The following is a 19665-nucleotide window of genomic DNA, read 5'->3' on the forward strand; positions in this document are numbered from 1 at the left end:
TCCTCACCATGGGCAACCGTCCGGAGGAGCTGGCCCGCGCCGTCCGCAGCGCGCTGGAGCAGGAGCACGTGGACGTCGAGGTCGTCCTCGTCGGCAACGGCGTCGACCCCGTCGGCGAGAGCGCCGGCGTCGCGCCGTTCGACGACCAGCGCGTCAAGACCCTGACCCTTCCCACGAACCTCGGCATCCCCGGCGGACGGAACCGGGGCGTCGAGGCGTCCTGCGGCGACGTCATCCTGTTCCTGGACGACGACGGCTGGTACCGCTCGACGCGCCTCGGCGCGCACCTGCGCGACCGGTTCTCCGCCGAGCCCGACCTCGGCGTCGTGTCGTTCCGCGTCCGCGACCCCGAGGGCGGGCGCGGCGAGCGCCGGCACGTCCCCCGGCTGCGCGCCGGCGACCCGGAACGCTCGTCCGCCGTCACGACGTTCCTCGGCGGCGCGTGCGCGATCCGCCGCGCCGCGTTCGACGCCGGCGGCGGCCTTCCCGAGGACTTCTTCTACGCCCACGAGGAGACCGACCTCGCCTGGCAGATCCTGAACGCGGGCTACCGCATCGTCTACGACGCGTCCGCGGTCATGTTCCACCCGGCCGTCCTGCCGACGCGGCACGACATGTTCTACCGCTACAACGCCCGCAACCGGGTCTGGCTGGCCCGCCGCAACCTTCCCTGGCCGCTGGCGCTCACCTACCTGACCGTGTGGGTCGGCATGACCGTCCTGCGCGAGCGCAAGCCGAGCGCCCTCAAGCCGTGGTTCAAGGGGTTCGCGGAGGGCTGGCGCAAGCCCGCCGGCTCGCGCCGCCCCATCTCCTACCGCACCGCCTGGCGCATGACCCGCACCGGACGTCCCCCCATCATCTAGGGGTTCGGGCGTTCCCGGTCAGCACGTGACCGCCGCCAGGATCAGGTGGGTGAGTTCCGCGGTGATGTCGTCGAGCGGGATGTCCTGGTCGCGGGCGGACCAGTGGTGGACGAGGTTGTTGACCGCGCCGATGATGGCGATCATGGTGAGCCCGTAGTCGCGGTCGACGGCCTCGCCGCGGTCGACGGCGTCGCGGGCCATCGCGGTCAGCGCGTCCTCCCACTGGCCGCGCCGGCGGAAGCGGTGCTGTTCCAGGCTGGCGCTGACCCCGATGACCTCGACGAACGCGATGCGCGCCCAGCGGGGGTCGCTCGCGGTGACGGTGACGAACGCGCGGACGGCGCGCTCGACGCGGGTGCCGAGGTCGGCGCCGGCCGCCTCGGCGCAGGCGGTGGAGAGGGCCTGCGCCGCGCGCTCGTTGATGATGCTGTGCAGCGTGGTGAGGAGTTCCTCGCGGCCGCTGAACTCCTCGTAGAAGTTGCGGGTCGACACGCTCGCCGTCGCGCACAGCCGCTCGATGGACGTCGCCGCGTAGCCGCGCCTCCCGAACAGTTCGAGCCCGGCGGCCAGCAGGCGCTCCCGCCGCTCGGCGCGGCGCTCCTCCGCCGACCTGCCGCCGTAGCTGCGCCTCGGTGCGGGATTGCGGCCGCTCATCGCTCTCCGTTCGCCCGTGCGAAAAGGGGCAGCGACGGCCTAACTCTCGTGGACGGCCATTTTTCGCCGTCGCGCGGCGGTGGAGTTCAGTCGGTCAGCAGGGTGTCACGCCATCGCGGGTCGGCGGTGAGGACGGTCAGGCGCTGGGTCGCGCGGGACACCGCCACGTAGAGGACGCGGAGCCCGCGCGGCGACTGGGCGGCGACGGTCTCCGGCGCGACGATCACGGCGGCGTCGAACTCCAGGCCCTTGGCCTCCAGCACGTCCAGCACCTGCACGCGCTCGGGCAGCCCTTCGCCGAGCCGCTCGCGGTCGGTCGCCGTCCAGGCCGGGCTCTCGCCGGATCCGGCGACCCGGTCCGATGCGCCGGTCGCGTCGGGCGTGCCGGGGGCGTCGAAGAGGGAGGTCTGGTCGGCGGCGGGCGGCGTGGCCGCGGGGTCGTCCGCGGACATCGGGACGATGAGGCCGATCGTGCCTTCGACCTGGTCGAGGAGTTCCTCGGTCGCCTTGCGGGCGGCGGTGGGCAGGTCGGGTTCGGGGACGACGCGGACGATCGGCTCGATGCCGGACGTCCGGACGGCGCGGGCCGGGCGCGCGTCGGGCAGCGCGCGGGCGAGGACGCGGGCCGACACGGCGGCTATCTCGGTGGAGTTGCGGTAGTTCGTGGTGAGTTCGTACTCGTGCCGGGTGCGCGGCGCCGGCTTGCGGGTGCGGCGGCGGCCCCGCGCCGGCTTCTCGCCGCCGAGGGCGGTCTCCATCGCCCGGCGGGCGGCGTCGAGGTCCTCCCAGGCGCTCTGGGCCGGGTCCTCCACGATCGTCCAGCTGGCCTGGCGGCCGCGGCGGCCGAGCATCCGCCACTGCATGGGGGAGAGGTCCTGCGCCTCGTCCACGACGATGTGCGCGTACTCGGGACGTTCCTCCACCACGCCGTCGTCCACCCGGCGGGACCGTTCGAGGCGCTCGATGGACGTGGTCAGCTCCTGCATCTCCGGTTCCCACGTCGCGTCCACGACCTCCTCGCCGGTGAGGATGTTGACGCCGTCCACCACGAACGGGTCGTCCTCGGACGGGGCGTTGCGGCGCCGGGACGGCCGGGGCGGCCTGCCGAGCAGCGCGTCGAGTTCGTCCAGCAGCGCGACGTCCTGGTAGCTCAGCGGCCCGTCGGCCCAGGACGCGGCGATCGGCTCGACGTCGGCGCGGTCGAGGTCGCGGCCGGCGGCGCGGCGCAGCCGGGCCGGGTCGCCGAGCGAGCGCAGCACGTCCAGCGGCCGGCGGATCGGCCACCAGGCGACGAGGAAGTCGGTGAACGCCCGCTGCTCGCGGACCCGCGCGTCGAACCGGGCGCGCCCGGGGTCGCCGTTCTGCTGTCCGCGGGCGGGCTCCTCGTCGAGGGAGGCGAGGCCGTCGGCGGCCAGGATCGCGTTCCACAGACCCGTCTCGGCGCCCTCCTCGGCCTCGGCCGCCTCCGGTCCGCCGATGTCGGTGAAGCGGTCCCAGAGGGCGTCCAGGAGCATCTCGGCGGCCCGGCCGCGGGCCGCGTTGACGCTGCCGCGGCTGCGCCGGTGGAGATCGTTCCTGATCCGGTCGAGGCGGTTCCCGTCGAGCGTGACGACGACGCCCTTGAACACGACGCGCAGCTCGCCCGGGGCGCCGGGCGCGTGGTCGGCGACGGCGCGGCGCAGCACGTGCACCATCTCGTCCGCTCCCTTGGCGCGGGCCAGGCGCGGCGGGTCGTGCACGGTCGCGGTGGCCCCGTCGACGAGGTCGCCGAGCGAGCGGAGCGTCGCCGAGCCCTCGCCGAGGGACGGCAGGACCCGCTCGATGTAGGCGGTGAACCGGCGGTTCGGGCCGATGACGAGGACGCCGCGCGACCCGAACCGGCGCCGGTGCCGGAACAGCAGGTAGGCGACGCGGTGCAGCGCGACGGCCGTCTTGCCGGTGCCGGGGGCGCCGCGCACGAGGACCGTCCCGTCGGCGGGGGCGCGGATCACCTCGTCCTGCTCCCGCTGGATCGTCGCGACGATGTCGCGCATCGCGCCCTCGCGGGTGCGGGCGAGCGAGGCGAGGAACGCGCCGTCGCCGACGATCGTCATGCCGTCGGCCGCGTCCGGGTCGAGCAGGTCGTCCTCCAGGTCGACGACCGTGTGCCCGCGCGAGTGCAGGACGCGGCGGCGGACGACGCCGCGCGGGTCCTCGGGGGTGGCGCGGTAGAAGTCCTCGGCGGCGGGCGCCCGCCAGTCGATCACCAGGGAGTCGTGCTCGCTGGTCCGGACGCCGATGCGCCCGACGTAGCGGACCTCCCCGGCGGCCTGCTCGCCGGACGCGAGGTCGAGCCGGCCGAACACGAGGCCGTCGTCGGCGATGTCGAGGGCCTGGGCGCGCAGGGCGGCCTGGTGGACCATGGCGTCCCGGTCCACGAGCGAGCCCTTGGTGCCGGCGAGCGACTGGCGGTAGCCCTCGCGGATCATGGCCTGGGCGTCGGCGCGCATCTCCTCGAGCCGCGTGTAGGCGATGTCGACGTAGCTCTGCTCGGCGGCGATCTCTTGATCCTTCACCGTGCCGCCGGGGCCGGTCGGCCGCCCGGTGACCTGGGACGACATGCAGGCTGCTCCTCGCACGTGTGTCGCGCCGGGGACGTCCCCCGGCACCCCGAAGGGGCGAAGGAGACAGCTTATTCGGTCGGTCTGAGAATCAGCGCGGAGCGGATGCGCCGGGCGAGCGGCGCGCGGCCCCGCCCCGGGTGGAGGTGCAGGTCACCGGGTGGGCGCGCGAGCGAGCGGTCCACCTCGTCGAGGACGCGGCGCGGCGGTGTCCGATCGTCGAGATGGACGCAGCGGAGCGTCACCCCGCGCCCGCCGTGCTCGCGCCAGAGTGCGTCGGTGTAGGCGGACACCGCCCCGGACGCCGCCGCCGTCACGCCCGTCGCGGGAGGCGCGGCGCAGAGGACCAGTTCGCCCGAGCCGCGTTCCAGCATGCCCGGCAGCGTGGCCCGCACGACGTTCATGGCGCCGATCACATCGGCGTGGAGAACACGTTCTACTTCGCTGAGCGGCTGGTCCAGCGCGGACGGCCCGGACGGCCCGGACGGCCCGGACGGGCCCGGCGCGGTCATCGCGGCGTGCACGACCCGGTGCACGGGGCCGGCCATCGCCAGCACGTCCGCGAGGGCCTCCGGGTCGCCGGCGTCGCAGACCCGGACATGCATGTTGGGAGAGCGCAGCGCCGTCTCCTCCAGGCCCGCCTTGTCGACGTCCATCGCGACGACGTCCCACGCGCCCGCCGCCAGCCGCCGCGCCGCCAGCGCGCCGAGCGCGCCCGCCGCTCCCGTGACCAGTGCCGTCCGCATCACCGGCGCACCTCCTCGGCGCCTTCGAAGACCATCTGCAAGTGGCCGACCGTGCTGCTGCTCAGCGCGCGCGCCCGGTCCAGCCCCAGTTCGCGCAACTCCTCCGCGACCGGGTGGTCGCCCAGGACGACCTTGGCCCCGCCCGGACGGGTCCTAACGTCGGACGGCGTCAGCGTCCACGGCGTCCGCCGCGTGACACCGTCCATGCACGAGTACGCGTCGACCTTCGGTGCGGCGGTGCTCGCCGGCATCGGCACGCCCGGCTTCAGCGCGACCTCGATCGCCGTGCGCCCGCCGAACCGCACCGCGCAGCGCGTGACGCGTCCGGCGAGGTCCATCGGGATGTCGGCGATCTCCTTGGGGAAGCCCCAGATCGTCCGGCCGGCCTCCAGCGTGAACTCCTGGTTGACCGGCAGCCAGTGGATGAACGCCCCGACGCCGCGCAGCCGCCCGAACGCCCCGGAGGGCGCCGCCCCGGGCGGACGGACCAGGAACGCGACGGCGAACTCGTGGTACGGCCCGAGATCCCCGTCCGCGTACCGGACGAAGGCGAGCGAGCAGATCGCCCGGCCGGGCACCGGCTCGGCGACCTCCAGCCCGGAGTAGCCGATGACGGCCTGGGCGGAGCGGGCGGGCACGGCGAACATCGCCGACCCCACGGCGGCGTCGCGGATCCGCACCGGGAGGGTGACCCACTCGCCCTGGATGGCATGCGCTTGCACGGTGCTTGTCACACCGCTCAGTAGAACAGGTTCTTGTTTTGCTGCCAAGAACCGGGGGTCAGCCCTTCTCGGCGGACGTCCGGATCCGGTCGAGGGTGGCGCGCATGCCCTCGCGGTTCACGCCCGCGCGCCGCTCCGCCGGAACGCCCGTGAAGACCTTGCCGAGGATCGAGACGAACCTGGCGCCCCGGTTGTCGCGGCGCAGATCCTCCCAGTACTCGGTGAGCCGCGTCCGGGGCGCGGACGGGTCGTCCGAGACGTCCTCGATGCGATACCCCCACAGCGCGACCGGCATGCCGAAGCTCGACACCCGGAAGGCGAACGCCCTGCCCGGCACCGCCGCGGTCACCTGGCATGTGGTGAACCACACACGCCACCCGATGCGGTTGAACCCGACGAACCTCGTCCCCGGCCCGATCGTCCGCCCGCGCACCCAGACGGCGAACACCTCGGGGCTCCACTCGCTCGTCCGCCGCAGATCGGCGACGGCCGCGTACACGTCGCCTGCCCCGGCCGCGACGGCCACGCTCTCCTCGACCACCCACTCCCGCTCCATGCAGTATTTATTTCATTTCCCCCGATGCCGGGCCTTGGGGACCCTCCTCCAACCGCCGTTGAGAGCTCGGTGCCGCCGCTAACGCAAGTGAGCGAACCGGGCACTCCACGTCGCGTACCAGGCCTTGAACCACGGGTGGGCGGCGGCGAGCGGGACGATGTAGGTGAGCGTCTCGGCGTAGTAGCGGCGCTGGAAGTCCGTGGGCATCCTGTCGAGGGTCTGGACGTTGCTGACGCGGTCGGCGAGCTTCACCTGGATCGCCTCCGCCGGGGCGTCGCCGAGGCGGCGCAGGTAGGCGGCTTTGGACGCGCGCTTGGCCTGGCGGCCGGCGCCGGGAGCGGGCGGCTTGGTGACCCAGTCGACCAGTTCGGCGGCCTCCGGGCCGAACTCGGCCTCCACGTCCGGGAGGGTCGCCGGGGTGTCCTCGACGACGTCGTGCAGGATCGTGGCGGACAGCACGGCCGGCGTCGTCACCTCCGCCCCGCAGACCAGGACTTCGAGTGCCTCCAGCAGGTGCTCGACGTAGGGGGCGCCTGTGGGACGCTTCTGGTCGCCATGCCAGCGACGGGCGGCGGCGACGGCCGTGTCCAGGGCGTCCACGTCGACCGGTGCGCCGGAGGCGGTGATGTCGGCACGGGCCGTGTCCCAGTCGTGCCAGCGGGTGAAGACCTCCACGGTTCGTCTCCGTTCTGTCGCGCGCCCGCCGCGCACACGGCATGGTGGGTGTCGTCCCATCACAGTATTCGGCGGAGGGAGGCGGGCTCGGTCGTGGTCGGGAGCCGGCAGCGGCCTGATGGCCGACCGGAGTCCGTGGGGAGGGTCCGCGTCGCGCTCGGTCTGGTCTCCGCCGCGGTCTCCGTGGCGCTGTGCGTCGTGCTCGTCGACAAGTACGTCCTGCGCGCCGAGTGGTGGCAGGTCCGGCACACGGTGACCGGGGAGCCCGCCACGCCCCAGCGCGAGGTCGGGCCGCCGCCGGGGCCGCTCGCGGTGAGCTGGGACCAGACGACCCAGATCCACCAGGGCGCCGTCGCGGGCTACGAGGGCGTCGCCTACGAGGTCGCGCAGGGGCAGGTCGTGACCGCGTCGGGCCACGGGCTGCGGGTGCGGGACGCGCGGACCGGCGCCGAACGCTGGGGCTACCGCCGCTCCGGCTGGACGATGCTCGGCTGGACGTCCACGCGGTCCCGGCTGGTCGCCTACTTCGAGCGGAACGGCGACCGCGGCGACCGGGTCCTCGTCGCGTTCGACGCGCTGTCGGGCGGGTTGCTGTGGCGGCGGGAGGGCGAGCGCCCCGCGGCGGTGTCGCGGACGACGCTGCGCTGGCCCGCCGGATCCGACATCGTCCTGACCACGGACGCCAAGCACCGGACGCTGTTCGGCGTCTCCGCGGTGACGGGGAAGCGGGTGTGGCGGCTGGCGCTGCCGCGCGGCTGCCGGCTGTTCGAGGGCGGCGCGCACCCGTCCGACGGCCGGGAGGGCCTCGCCGCGTTCGGCCTGGACTGCCGCGAGGAGGAGCGGCGGCGCAGCCGGCTGCTGGCGGTCGACCCGGCGCGGGGAGCCGTCCGCTGGGACGAGCGGCTCGGCTCCCGGGAGTCGCCCGAGGTCTCGATGCTGGACGGGGTGACGCTCGCCTCCGACGGGACGGCGCTGCGCGCGTTCGGCGAGGCCGGCGCGCAGTTCGGCGTCTGGACGGGCGACGGCGTGTGCGGCGATCTGATGTGCCCGGGCGTGCTCACGGCTGGGCGGCTCGTGGTCGTCTACCACCCGGACGGCGCCCGGTCCGGCGACACCCGCATGGAGGCGGTGGACGTGCCGTCCGGGCGGGTCGCGTGGGGCCGCGACGTCCCCGCGTACGCGGCGCTCGCGCAGGCCGGCGGGCACGTCTTCGCGCTGCGCCCGCGGCTGTCGGAGGGGCTCCTGCCGGCGGGCGTCGACATCGTGGATCCGGGCGACGGCGGGGCCACGACCGCCCCGGCGCCGTTCTCGATGGACCCGGACCTGCCGGGCGCGCGGCCGTGGCTGGCGGCGGCGGGCGGCCTGCTGTACGTGGGCGTCCCGCAGGCGGCGCCCCGCCCGGACGGCGCGGCGCGGCTGGTCGCGCTGCGCGGCGGGCTCACCGGCGCCGGGCCGGCCGAACTCGGCGGCGTGCCGGAGGCCGACTGGCCGGACGCGTGCTCGCTGCTCACCGGGCCCGACCTGGCGGCGGCCCGGCTGACCGGCTACGCCGCCGTGCCGAGCCGGGCGTCCGCCGGGGCGGTCAGGCTGCCGCGCCCGGTGTCGTGCGCCTACGAGCCGCCGCGCGACAAGGGCGACAAGGGCGACGAGCGCAGGCCGAAGGGCGACCAGGGGAGCAGAAGGGCGGTACCGGAACCGAGCGCGTCGAGGTCGGCGACGCCGTCCGCGAGCCCGTCCAAGGACGCCGATCCGGCCGTCCGGGGCCTCACCGTGAGCGTCCGCTGGGTGGCCGAGACGGACCAGGCCGCCGCGCGGATGCTGGACGCCCTGCAGGCCACCCAGTCGCAGGCCCGGCGGCGCCGCGACATCGGCGGGGACGAGGCGTACGAGATCGGCCCGACCGCCGGGATGATCGCGCTGCGCGTCGGCCGGTACGTCGTGGTGGTGGAGGCGAACCGCCCGCCGGGGGCCGCCGCGCGGATCGCCCGCTCGGTCGCCTACCGGCTGCACCACCGGTCCTGACCGGCTGGTCAGACCTCGGGGACGGGCTCGGGCTCTTGCGCGATGCCCGTGGAGCGGCCCGCCCACGCCTCCAGCTGGGCGACGAAGCTTTCGGCCTGGACGGGCCAGTGGAACTGTGCCCGGGCCGCCTCGTAACCGTGTTTGCCCAGCTCGGCGCGGTAGTCCGGATCGTCGCGCAGCCGCAGGACGGCCTTGGCGGCGGCCTGCGGGTCGCCGAACGGGACGACGATCCCGCAGCCGGCCGGCTCGACGATGTCCACCGCCGGCGGGTTCGGCGTGGTGATCACCGGGATGCCGCGGGCCATGTACTCGACGACCTTCGTCGGCATCGAGTGCCGGTAGTTCGGCTCGTCGTGCAGCAGCGCGAGCCCGGCCGTCGCGCCCTCGGCGATCCGCAGCGCGCGGTCGTTCGGGACGAACCCGTACCAGCGCACGAGGCCCTCGCGCTGAGCCGCCCGCAGCGCGCCCCGGACGTCGGGGTCGGCCGCGCCGATCAGCTCCACCAGGATTCCCTCGGCGGCCAGCGGCCGGGCCATCTCGATCATGTCGAGGGCGCCGCGCGCCCGGGACAGCTGGCCGACGTAGACGGCGCGGCGGCCGTCCGGCCGTCCGGGCGGCGTGTCGGAGACGTAGGTGGTGTTGGGCACGACCGGGTGGTTCTCGCGGAACCGTGACCGGTAGCCCTCCTCGGCGAGCAGCAGCCGGTGCCGCCGCTCGCTGCGCCGCTCCAGGCGGCGCACGGCCGGGCGCAGCACGGGCCGTGCGGGGCCGGGGAGCCAGCCCTTGGCCGACAGGGCGGCGGCGGTGTCCTCGTGGACGTCCCAGACGACCGTCCGCTCCCGGACCTCGCGGGGCAGCGACACCAGCAGTTCGGGGTCGTGCAGGAGGACCACGTCGGCGTACGCGGAGTGCTCGGTGAGCGCCCGGTGGGCGGCGCGCAGGGCCCGGAACCTGCGCCGCCCGGTCGCCCGGGGGACGTCCACGGGGCTGATCTGCCGCCACGGGGTCGCGTTACATGCCCGGAATGGGGCGATATAAGTGACCTCGTGGCCGGCGTCGAGCAGCGCGCGAATCTGCCGGTGCAGAATGCGTGCGTCCTCGGGATGGTGCACTACCGTGCAAACGCAGACCCGCATCACACTCACTCCGTAACGCGCCGAAATCATCATCTTCATGCCGAGTCTCGGCGGCCGATGGAAATTGCCGATGAATTCCCGCCAACCACGGCATGGACGGTGCCGGGCGACTCGTCCCCGTCCGCTACAGGAGCTCCACGTTCTCCAGCCGGGCGTTGCGGGCCCGGCCGCGGGTGTCGAACAGCAGCCGCGCGTGCCGGGTGAGCGTCCCGGCGTCGTAGGCGGTGTGGTCGGCCAGCACGATCGCCAGGTCCGCCGCCTTCAGGGCGGCGCGCAGATCGTCCCCCCCGTTCCGGACCGGCTCGCCGTCCACGTCCCAGCACGCCACGAACGGGTCGTGGAAGGCCAGGTCGGCGCCGAGCTGGGCCAGCCGCCGCGCCACCGGACGGGCCGGCGACTCGCGCTGGTCGGCGATGTCGGCCTTGTAGGTGACGCCGAGCAGCAGGACCTTGGCGTCCTTCAGCGCGCGCCCCTCCCGGTTGAGCAGCTGCTGCGCCCGTTCCGCGACGTACCGGGGCATCCGGTCGTTGATCTCCTGGGCCAGCTCCACGAACCGGAACGGGTAGCCCAGCGACCTGACCTTGTACGACAGGTAGTTCGGGTCGATCGGGATGCAGTGCCCGCCGACGCCCGGACCCGGCCGGAACGCCTGGAAGCCGAACGGCTTCGTGGACGCGCAGTCGATCGCGTCCCACAGGTCGATGCCCAACTCGTTGCAGAACACCGCCATCTCGTTGACCAGCGCGATGTTGACGTGCCGGTAGGTGTTCTCCAGCAGTTTCGCCATCTCCGCCTCGCGGGTGCCCTTGGCCTCCACGACGCGGTCGACGAACTTGCCGTAGAACGCCGCCGCCGCCGACGCGCACGCCGGGGTCAGCCCGCCGACGATCTTCGGGGTGTTGCGCACCCCGTAGACCGGGTTGCCCGGGTCGATCCGCTCCGGCGAGAAGGCCAGGTGGAACTCCTCGCCCGCGACCAGGCCGGACGTCTCCAGGATGGGCCGGACGACCTCCTCGGTCGTGCCCGGGTAGGTGGTCGACTCCAGCACCACCAGCGTTCCCGGCTCCAGGTGCCGGGCGACGGTCTGCGCCGCTCCGCGCACCGCGGTGAGGTCCGGGCCGCCCTCGGGCGACAGCGGCGTCGGCACGCAGATGACCACGGTGCGGGCGCCCGCGAGGACGCCCTCGTCCAGGCTCGGGGCGAACCCGGCCTCCAGCATCTGCTCGATCTCGGCGGCCGAGACGTCGTCGATGTGCGACAGCCCGGCCTTGAGCCCGGCGACGACGCGCGCGTCCCGGTCGAGCCCGCCGACCCGCAGGCCGGCCCGGCACGACTCCCGCACGAGCGGCATTCCCACGTAGCCGAGTCCGATGACCACAAGATCCATGCGCCCGGCTCCCTTCGGTCTATGTGCGTCGGTAGGCCGCCCGGTATCCGGCGGTCACGGCGCGCCAGGTGCGCTCCGCCGCGACCCATTCCCGGGCCGACCTACCGATTTTCCGTCTCAGTTCGGGACTGTAAGCCAGATCTTCCAGACAATTCGCCCATGCTTCCGGGTTTTCCGGAACTGTTAACGTGCCCGTCACGCCCGGTTCCACGATTTCCCGAAGAGCCTTGACATCACTGGCTATAACGGGGATTCCCCCCGCCATCGCCTCGATCGGTTTGAGGGGCGTCACCAATTGGCAGACCCGGTCCGCCCGGCGCGGCACCGCGAACACATCGAGGACGGCGTGGAACCGGCGAACGGACTCCATCGGCACCCGGCCGGTGAACACGGCGTGAACGCCGTGCCCGGCCGCGCGCCGTTCGAGCGCGCCGCGCTCCGGGCCGTCGCCGACCAGCAGCAGCGTGACGGGGGCTCCCCGGTCGCGGAGCAGGGCGGCGGCGTCGATCAGCGTGTCGATGCCCTCGTAGCCGTAGAACGAGGACGTGAGGCCGACGACCGTGGCGGTCGCCGGGATCCGCAGTTCCTCGCGCAGGCCGCGCGCGTCCGGGAGGGGCTCCAGGAACGCCTCGTCCACGCCGTTCGGGACCGTGAAGATCTTCTCCTCGGGGACGCCCCGGGACGCGATCTCCGCCCGCATCGCCTCGCCGAGCGTGACGACCGCGTCCGCCTCGGCCATCCGGCGGGTCTCCAGCTCGCGGGTGAGCCGGTAGAAGTCGTCCGTCTCGCGGTGCGCAGGGTCACGGGAGAGCCAGGAGTCCTCCAGGAAACCGCGCACCTCGTACACGACCGGGATGCCGTGGCGGCGTCCGAGCTCCAGCGCGACGGCCGCGTTCAGGTGGTTGCTGACCGCGTGCAGGACGGACGGCCGCAGCTCCTCCACCAGCCGTCCGGCCAGATCGGCGCTCTTGCCGACCGCCCGGACGGGATCGGCCGGAGGCAGCCACGGCAGCAGCCGGTGGTAGGGGACGCCGTCGACGTCCACCCTTGCCCGCACGTCGCCGACGCCCTGGCTGAGCGGGTGGCCGAGCCGGGTGACCACGTGCGTGTCGAGGCCCGTCTCCCGCTGGGCGAGCGCGATCCGGTGCGTCCGGACGGTGTAGCCGGCGTTCGTGGCCGGCAACGCGTTCGTCACGAACTGCAGCACGCCGTTCCCCGGCCGGGGGCCGCGCGGTGCCGGCGAGGGCGCCCGCGCGAGCAGGGCCCGCAGATCCTCGGTCTCGCGCTCCACGTCCCGGGGCTTCGGGACGGCCAGCGCCGAGCGCCGGAGCCGCGCGCCGAACGGGGTTCGCGCGACCAGCCTGACGCCCAGCCGCGCCGCCCTCCCCGGATCGTCCCGGAACTGCCGCCAGCCGAGTCCGGCCAGGTAGACGGGCCTCTTCAGTACGGATTGGTCGACCACGGGGCCGGACGTTAGGCGACCCCGATGAACAGAAGGGAAATTGTGTTGGCACCCATCGTGCACGTCCTCGGGGCGCGGCCGAACTTCGTCAAGGCCGCCCCGGTGATCGCGGCGCTGCGGGCCGCAGGCGCCGAACAGGCGGTGATCCACACCGGTCAGCACTACGACGCGCGGATGTCGGAGGTCTTCTTCGACGAGCTGGGGCTTCCCGAGCCCGACGTGAACCTCGGTGTCGGCTCCGGCGGGCACGCCGAGCAGACCGCCGCGCTCATGATCGGCCTGGAGGGGGAGTTCACGAGCCGTTCACCCGCGCTGGTCATCGTGTACGGCGACGTGAACTCGACCATCGCCGCCGCCCTCGTCGCGGCCAAGCTGCACATCCCGGTCGCCCATGTGGAGGCCGGGCTGCGGAGCTTCGACATGACCATGCCGGAGGAGGTCAACCGGCGGGTCACCGACCAGCTTTCCGCGCTGTGCCTGGTCACGAGCCCGGAGGGGATCGGGCACCTGGCCGCCGAGGGCGTCCCGGTGTCCCGCGCGCACCTGGTCGGCAACCCGATGATCGACACGCTGCTGGCGAACCTGGACTCCTTCGACACCGCCCGCGTGCGGGCCGCGCACCGGCTTCCGGAGCGGTACGTCCTCGCGACCATGCACCGCCCCGCGAACGTGGACGCGCCCGAGACGGCCTCCGCGCTCGTCCGGCACCTGCACGGCGTCGCCGACCTCGCCGACCTGGTCATCCCCGTGCACCCGCGCGGCCGGGCGAACCTGCTGGCCGCCGGGCTGGACGGCCACGACGGCGTGCACATCCTGGACCCGCTCGGGTACATCGACTTCATCGCCGCCGTGCGGGGCGCGGCGGCCGTGGTCACGGACTCGGGCGGGCTCCAGGAGGAGACGACGATCCTCGGCGTGCCGTGCCTGACCGTCCGACCCAACACCGAACGGCCGATCACCATCACGCAGGGCACGAACCGCCTCGTCACCTTCGAGGAACTGGTGCCCGCCGTCCGCAAGGCCCTGGAGTCGGGCGCCCCGGCAGGCGACCGCAGACCACCGCTGTGGGACGGCCACGCCGGCCCCCGCATCGCCGAAGTGATCATGGAGTATCTGAGTGAGTGACGCGAGGGACGCGAGGGACGCGAGGGCGTATCAGCAGCTCGGACGGTTGAAGTCCACGCTGCGCGAGCGCGAGGCGCGCCTTGAGGAGCTGGAGAAGCGGCTCGCCGCGCTGGAGACGTCGACGGCCGTCCAGTTCGGGCGCCTCGTCGCCGGCGCCGCGCGCAACCCGAAGCGCGGCACGCGGCTGCCCAAGGACCTGTACCGGCTGTGGCGCAAGCGGAACGCGCCCGTGCCGGGCTCCCGCTCGTCGGCCGGGGGCGGCGTGCAGCCCGACCGCGTCGACCGTCCGGAGAACCGCCTGCTCGTGGCGGGCCCGTGCGAGGGGCTGATCATCGCGGGGGTGCTGGCCCCGCGCACGGCGGCGCTGCTCGGCGGGCACGCCAAGGTCGTCCCGCTGTACCCGCACGACGCCGCGACCGTCCTCGGCTCGGCCGACGTGGACATGCTCGTCGTGGACGCGGCCGCCGGCGAACCCGGCGGTCCGTGGGCGTACCTGGGCGTTCCCGGCATGTACGACCGGGATCTCGCGCTGCACGAACTCCGGCAGATCGCCGCCGCCCGCAAGCTCCCCCTCGTCCTGTGGGGCGGGACGCCGCCCGCGACCCTGGCGTCCCTGCGCTGGGACGCGACCGCCACCACTCCCGGCCGGCTCGCCGACGTCCTCGAACCGGCCCGTTGAAAGGATCCACCGTGCGACCACGTGCCCTCGTCTACGGCGATGTCGACCTCAACATGATCGACGGATCGGCGATCTGGGCCCAGGGCATGGTGCAGGCCCTCGCCCGCGCCGGCTGCGAGGTGACCCTGGTGCTCAAGGCGCCGGTCCGGACGGGACGGCTCGTCGACCCGCTGCGCGCCCTGCCCGGCGTCACCGTCCGCAGCCCGCACGCCGAGGGGCTCTTCGACGGCCCCGGCGGCATGGTGCCGAGGCACGCCGCCGCCATCCTGACCCGGATCGACGACGAGAACCCGCACGACCTGGTCGTCGTCCGGGGCCGCCGCCTCGCGGGCAAGCTCGCCGCGGGCCCCCTCGCCGGACGCCTCTGGACGTACCTGACGGACGTCCCGCAGTCGGCGGGCGAGTTCAGCGCCTCCGCGAAGGCCGAACTGCGCCGGATCGCGGACGCCTCCCGCGTCCTGCTCTGCCAGACCGAGGAGCTGCGCGGTTTCCTGGAGAGCGCCGTACCGGCGACCGCGGGCAAGAGCGTCCTGTTCCCGCCGGTGGTCGTCCTCCCGCCGGGCATGGCGCCCCGCCCTCCCGGCGCACCCGACGGCCTGCTCCGCCTCGTCTACACGGGCAAGTTCGCGCCCCGCTGGAACACCTACGAGATGACCTCGCTCCCGCGCCTGCTCGCCATGCGCGCGGTGGACGCCGAACTCCACATGATCGGCGACAAGATCCACGACGACTCGGCCGACCCCGGTTTCGCGACCCGCATGCGGACCGCGCTGGAGAGCGGCGAGGGCGTCGTCTGGCACGGCGGCCACCCCCGCGCGGAGGCGATGTGGCTCACCGCGTCCTGCGACGTGGGCCTGTCCTGGCGCGACCCGTCCATCGACGCGAGCCTGGAACTGTCCACGAAAGTCCTGGAATGCGGCACGCTCGGCGTTCCGGTCGTCCTCAACCGCACGCCCATGCACGAGGGGCTCCTCGGCACGGACTACCCCCTCTTCGCCGCCACCGAAGCCGACGTCCTCGACGCCCTGACCCTCATCGGCAAGAACCCGGACGTCTACACCCTCGCCGCCGACCGCTGCCGCGCGGCCGCCGAGGAGTTCACCCTCGACGCCGCCGCCGACCGCCTCCGCACCTACCTGTCCCAGGCGTTCCCCGAACCGTCCGAAAGCGTTCTGGCGGTCAAGCAGCGCCCCCTCCGGGTAGGAGTGGCGGGCCACGACCTGAAGTTCTTCAGCGGCCTTCTCGACTACCTGCGCTCCCGCTCCGACATGGAGGTCCGCGTCGACCACTGGCCGGCGCTGAAAGCCCACGACGAGAAGCGCAGCCAGGATCTCATCGAGTGGGCGGACGTCATCATCTGCGAATGGTGCGGCCCGAACGCCCTCTGGTTCGCGAGCCGCAAACGCCCCGACCAGCGCCTCGTCGTCCGCCTCCACCGCTTCGAGCTGTACGCGCCATGGCCGAAGCAACTGGACATCGACGCGGTCGACAGCATCATCTGCGTGAGCCCCCACTACACCCGGCTCACCCTCGAAACGACGGGCTGGCCCGCCGCCAAGGTCGTCACCATCCCGAACTGGGTGGACGACGCCCAGCTCGATCGCGCCAAACTCCCCGGCGCCGAACACCATCTCGGGATGATCGGCATAGCCCCGTCCCGGAAGCGGCTGGACCTGGCGCTGGACGTCCTCGAAGAACTGCGCCGCGACGACCCCCGCTTCACCCTCTTCGTCAAATCCAAACTCCCCTGGGAGTACTGGTGGATCTGGCAGAAGGAGGAGGAACGGGCCCACTACGAGAAGGCGTTCCGCCGCATCCGCCGCTCGCGCCTCCTGTCCGGCGGCGTCGTCTTCGACAGCTACGGCCGCGACGTGGCCTCCTGGCTGCGGCGCATCGGTTTCGTCCTGTCCACCAGCGACGACGAGAGCTTCCACCTGGCCCCCGCCGAAGGCATGGCCTCCGGCGCCGTCCCGGCCCTCCTCAACTGGCCCGGCGCCGACACCATCTACGACCCCCGCTGGATCCACGAATCTACGTCGGCAATGGCCGCCTCGATAGCGGCGACCGTCACCCAGGACCGCTGGCAGCAGGACAGCGACCTGGCCAGATCCCAGGTGAAAGCCGCCTACGCCCTCCCCGAGGTCTGCGACCAATGGACAAACCTCCTGGCCGGAGCCCGGTAGAAGCGATCGGGGTCGGCTCTCCAAGGCTGGTCGCCACGGTGTGGGCGCGCGGGTACCGCCATCGCCCCAGAAGGAGCTCGGGTCGATTGAGTGCGACCTTAATGATCTCGCAGTGTGACCTTAACCTCGCGGCTCAATAGCGCGGGATATCCGCGCTTACCATCAAGTTTACTGTCACTTTGTAGCGGCGTGCGTGCGCAGAGTCACGGCTTAGTGTCGGTAATCCTTGATACAGGCGGGACGACTTCTCGCTGACCTGTGTGATCACCCACTGGCGTGAGGATTGGCGTGGGTGCCGGGTTCACGTGATGTGGTACGAAACTGTCCGCAACAGGTCAGTGATCTTGTCAGGGCGTCCGACTTGATCGATCTTGCTTGTGGTGCGTTAGCGAGTAACGCCGCGGGAGTCTGCTTCGCCGTGGCCTGACGAGAAAGGGCTGGCCGTGCGAAGTTCCGGAATACGCGGCTGCATTGCATCGATTATCGCGTTGGCGCTTAGTGTGAGCACTGCCTTGCTGCCTGTGGCCTCATCCACTGCCGCCGCCCAGGCAAAGGCTCCGCTGCGGGCCAGTGCGGTTCCAGGTGCGGCACCGGAGGCGGGACAGTGGTTCCCGGTCCGTGGACGCCTCGTGGACGAGGTGGTCATCGGCGTGGGGGCCACGATAACGGTAAATGTCGCGGGGAAGGTGGGGATTCCAGCCTCGGGCGTCGCGTCAGTGGCGGTCAACATCGCGGCCAGTGGCAGGACCAGCAGCGGGGAAGTTGTCGCTTATCCCTCCGGCGTCGCGAAACCCGAGACGACAGCGGTGTGGTTCCCGGAACTTTTCTATGCGCACAACCTGATCTTCGTGAAGGTCGGCGCGGACGGAAACATCAAGCTGACCAACAATGACGAATCCTCGACGGTGAAGGTCTTCGTCGATGCGCACGGTTATACGATGTCGGCGCCGGGATCCGTGGCGGGTTCGACACTTGTTCCGGTGAAGCCGGCGCGCATCGGGCAGGTGACTGTTCCGGCGAACGGAAGTGCTCTGGTGGCGCCGCTCGGCAAGGCTGGAATTCCATCAAGCGGAGTGTCCAGTGCGCTTTTCACTCTTTCTGGCAAGAGCGACACCAACGGTCTGATCGTCACGTATCCCTCCGGCGAGGCGCAGCCGGGTGACACCACCCTCGACTACGGCAAGGGCCTGGTCGTCCAAAATCAGATCATCGGCCGCCTGGGCACCGACGGCCAGATCAAAATCACGAACATGGGCACCAAGGCCATCACCCTCTATCTGGACGCCACGGGATACTTCGCCAAGCCGACGGCGGCGGTGAAGGGCTCAACGATCGCGCCGATCACGCCGGACAACCTGGTCACCGACGTGACGGTCCCGGCGAACGGCACTTATACGGTCGGTCCACTCGGCCACGGCGGTGTGCCAGCCTCGGATGTCTCCGGTGTCTACCTGGCCATCACGAACTACTACAGTTCTGGCTCCGGCGTTCTGCGTGTCTACCCATCCGGTACGGCCGCGCCGGCCACCCATGCGGTGGCCTTCCAGCAGACCCGCGCCTACAGCGGGATGCTGCCGGCGAAACTCGGCGCGGACGGCAAGATCAATATTTGGAATGACAGCTCGTCACCGATCCGCCTCTGGGTTGATCAGTACGCCTACTTCAAGACGCCCAAGACCGGATGCACCGGCGCCTTGGCGCCGACTGGAGCCAAGACCGAGACGAAGGCTTCGGTAGCGGCTCCGGAACCGTACAACCCGATGACGGTGTTCCAGGCGTCGCCCACCGCCGTCGGGTCGCTGGGAGTCCTCGAACTCGCCTACACCGACGGCATCGGCCGGCTGATGCACGGTCGTGCAGACCCCAACGCTCTCGGCTCGACGCAGTGGACGCCGATCCAAGGGCAGGAGGGCTACTACGGGCAGCCGGCGCTGGGCGAGCAGGCCGACGGGCGGCTCAACATCCTGGCGCACAACTTGAGCGGCGACATCTGGTCACGGACACAGGCGACGAAGGAACCGGCCGCCTGGGGCAACTGGATCGACGTGAATCAGGCGATGGGCTCGACCGTCACGGTCGCACGTCAGGACGATGCGCTCGTCGCGTTCGCGGTCGATGCGGCCGGGGCGCTCCGGGCACTGCCGCAGTACGCCGCGAACGACCCCTACCAAGGGTGGATCACACTGGGCGTGACCGGCCTTTCCACTGCGACGGCCCCGCTGGCGATTCCGGTCGCGGACGGCCTGCGGCTCTTCTTCCTGGACGCCTCCGGAAGTTGGCGCACCGCCCTGTACGCACGGGGCACGGTGTCCGGTTGCGCGACTTTGAGCGATCAAGGCTTCTCCGGAAACGCCTCGGTCGTCACGTACCCGGGCAGCCGACTGCGGATCTTCGTGCGCGGAACCGACGGCCACATCCTGACCAAGACGCAGGACGGCTCCGGGAACTTCCCGCAGGCATGGGACCAGGTCGGCGACCTGATCGCGGCGGGCTCACCGTCCGCGGTGGTCAGCCCGGGCAGCGGTAAGACCGAGGTGGTCGTGCGCGGCACCGACGACCGTGTCCACAGCACCGGCGAGACGGTCCAGGGCTCCGGCGCGTGGCGCGCATGGGCCGATGCCCAGCCCGCCGACGACACCTCCGCCCCGGCAACGGACCCGACCGCGTTCGAGTATGTCGGAACGAACGGTTCGACCTGGTCCTACGTCTTCCGCACCATCAACCAGGAGCCGCGCTTCTACTGGCCGGAGGGCGAGACCTTGCAACTCGCCAAGTCGTCCCCGACTTTCGAAGGCCGGGCTCTGCCCAAGGCCCCAGCGGCTCGCTGACTCGATGCGGGGGCCGTCCTGAACCCC

Annotated in this window: 15 protein-coding genes; 6 read left to right on the forward strand and 9 right to left on the reverse strand. The window is 72.4% G+C overall.

Annotated features, from left to right (window positions below; all coding sequences use genetic code 11):
- Window positions 1-8 precede the first annotated feature (8 nt).
- The gene (locus tag SM418_RS36165; RefSeq protein WP_371946122.1) at window positions 9-863 is read left to right on the forward strand and encodes a glycosyltransferase family 2 protein; all 855 of its coding nucleotides are present in this window, start codon (window positions 9-11) and stop codon (window positions 861-863) included.
- Between the two features lie 18 nt (window positions 864-881).
- On the opposite strand, the gene SM418_RS36170 is transcribed toward SM418_RS36165, so the two are convergent.
- From SM418_RS36170 to SM418_RS36195, 6 genes are all read right to left on the reverse strand, one after another.
- Window positions 882-1517 carry a TetR/AcrR family transcriptional regulator gene (locus SM418_RS36170; RefSeq protein ID WP_371946103.1) on the reverse strand — a complete coding sequence of 212 codons (636 nt, stop codon included), beginning with the start codon at window positions 1515-1517 and terminating at the stop codon, window positions 882-884.
- 86 nt (window positions 1518-1603) lie between these two features.
- Entirely contained in the window at window positions 1604-4117 is a 2514-nt protein-coding gene (locus tag SM418_RS36175; protein ID WP_371946102.1) for a HelD family protein, read from the reverse strand.
- 71 nt (window positions 4118-4188) lie between these two features.
- Window positions 4189-4863 (reverse strand): SDR family NAD(P)-dependent oxidoreductase, encoded by a 675-nt coding sequence (locus tag SM418_RS36180; protein ID WP_371946101.1) that lies wholly within the window; start codon window positions 4861-4863, stop codon window positions 4189-4191.
- Window positions 4863-5597, reverse strand: coding sequence for an acetoacetate decarboxylase family protein (locus SM418_RS36185; protein WP_371946100.1), 735 nt, complete (start codon window positions 5595-5597; stop codon window positions 4863-4865). Before SM418_RS36185 ends, SM418_RS36180 begins: the two co-directional genes overlap by 1 nt.
- A gap of 46 nt (window positions 5598-5643) precedes the next feature.
- Entirely contained in the window at window positions 5644-6141 is a 498-nt protein-coding gene (locus SM418_RS36190) for an SRPBCC family protein (protein ID WP_371946099.1), read from the reverse strand.
- A gap of 78 nt (window positions 6142-6219) precedes the next feature.
- Entirely contained in the window at window positions 6220-6816 is a 597-nt protein-coding gene (locus tag SM418_RS36195; RefSeq protein WP_371946098.1) for an HD domain-containing protein, read from the reverse strand.
- Window positions 6817-6951: 135 nt separating this feature from the next.
- Between SM418_RS36195 and SM418_RS36200 the strand changes: the two genes are divergently transcribed.
- A complete protein-coding gene (locus SM418_RS36200) occupies window positions 6952-8838 on the forward strand; it encodes an outer membrane protein assembly factor BamB family protein (RefSeq protein ID WP_371946097.1) in 1887 nt (628 codons plus the stop codon).
- A gap of 8 nt (window positions 8839-8846) precedes the next feature.
- Here the strand turns inward: SM418_RS36200 and SM418_RS36205 are convergent, their stop codons facing one another.
- The 3 genes from SM418_RS36205 to SM418_RS36215 form a co-directional block, all read right to left on the reverse strand.
- Entirely contained in the window at window positions 8847-9974 is a 1128-nt protein-coding gene (locus tag SM418_RS36205; RefSeq protein ID WP_371946096.1) for a glycosyltransferase family 4 protein, read from the reverse strand.
- A gap of 124 nt (window positions 9975-10098) precedes the next feature.
- Window positions 10099-11361: a nucleotide sugar dehydrogenase gene (locus tag SM418_RS36210; RefSeq protein WP_371946095.1), complete on the reverse strand. Its 1263-nt coding sequence runs from the start codon at window positions 11359-11361 to the stop codon at window positions 10099-10101.
- Between the two features lie 19 nt (window positions 11362-11380).
- A complete protein-coding gene (locus SM418_RS36215; protein ID WP_371946094.1) occupies window positions 11381-12823 on the reverse strand; it encodes a glycosyltransferase family 4 protein in 1443 nt (480 codons plus the stop codon).
- Between the two features lie 24 nt (window positions 12824-12847).
- On the opposite strand from SM418_RS36215, the gene wecB reads away from it, so the two are divergent.
- The 4 genes from wecB (at window position 12848) to SM418_RS36235 (ending at window position 19638) form a co-directional block, all read left to right on the forward strand.
- Window positions 12848-13948 (forward strand): non-hydrolyzing UDP-N-acetylglucosamine 2-epimerase, encoded by a 1101-nt coding sequence (gene wecB, locus SM418_RS36220; RefSeq protein WP_371946093.1) that lies wholly within the window; start codon window positions 12848-12850, stop codon window positions 13946-13948.
- Window positions 13941-14627 carry a hypothetical protein gene (locus SM418_RS36225; protein ID WP_371946092.1) on the forward strand — a complete coding sequence of 229 codons (687 nt, stop codon included), beginning with the start codon at window positions 13941-13943 and terminating at the stop codon, window positions 14625-14627. The genes wecB and SM418_RS36225 overlap by 8 nt, the downstream gene beginning before the upstream one ends.
- Before the next feature lie 53 nt (window positions 14628-14680).
- Window positions 14681-16810, forward strand: coding sequence for a glycosyltransferase family protein (locus SM418_RS36230; protein WP_371946121.1), 2130 nt, complete (start codon window positions 14681-14683; stop codon window positions 16808-16810).
- 629 nt (window positions 16811-17439) lie between these two features.
- The gene (locus tag SM418_RS36235) at window positions 17440-19638 is read left to right on the forward strand and encodes a DUF8189 domain-containing protein (protein ID WP_371946091.1); all 2199 of its coding nucleotides are present in this window, start codon (window positions 17440-17442) and stop codon (window positions 19636-19638) included.
- The last annotated feature ends 27 nt before the right edge of the window (window positions 19639-19665 follow it).

The sequence above is a fragment of the Actinomadura chokoriensis genome (genome assembly GCF_041463665.1).
Lineage (GTDB): Bacteria > Actinomycetota > Actinomycetes > Streptosporangiales > Streptosporangiaceae > Spirillospora > Spirillospora chokoriensis_A.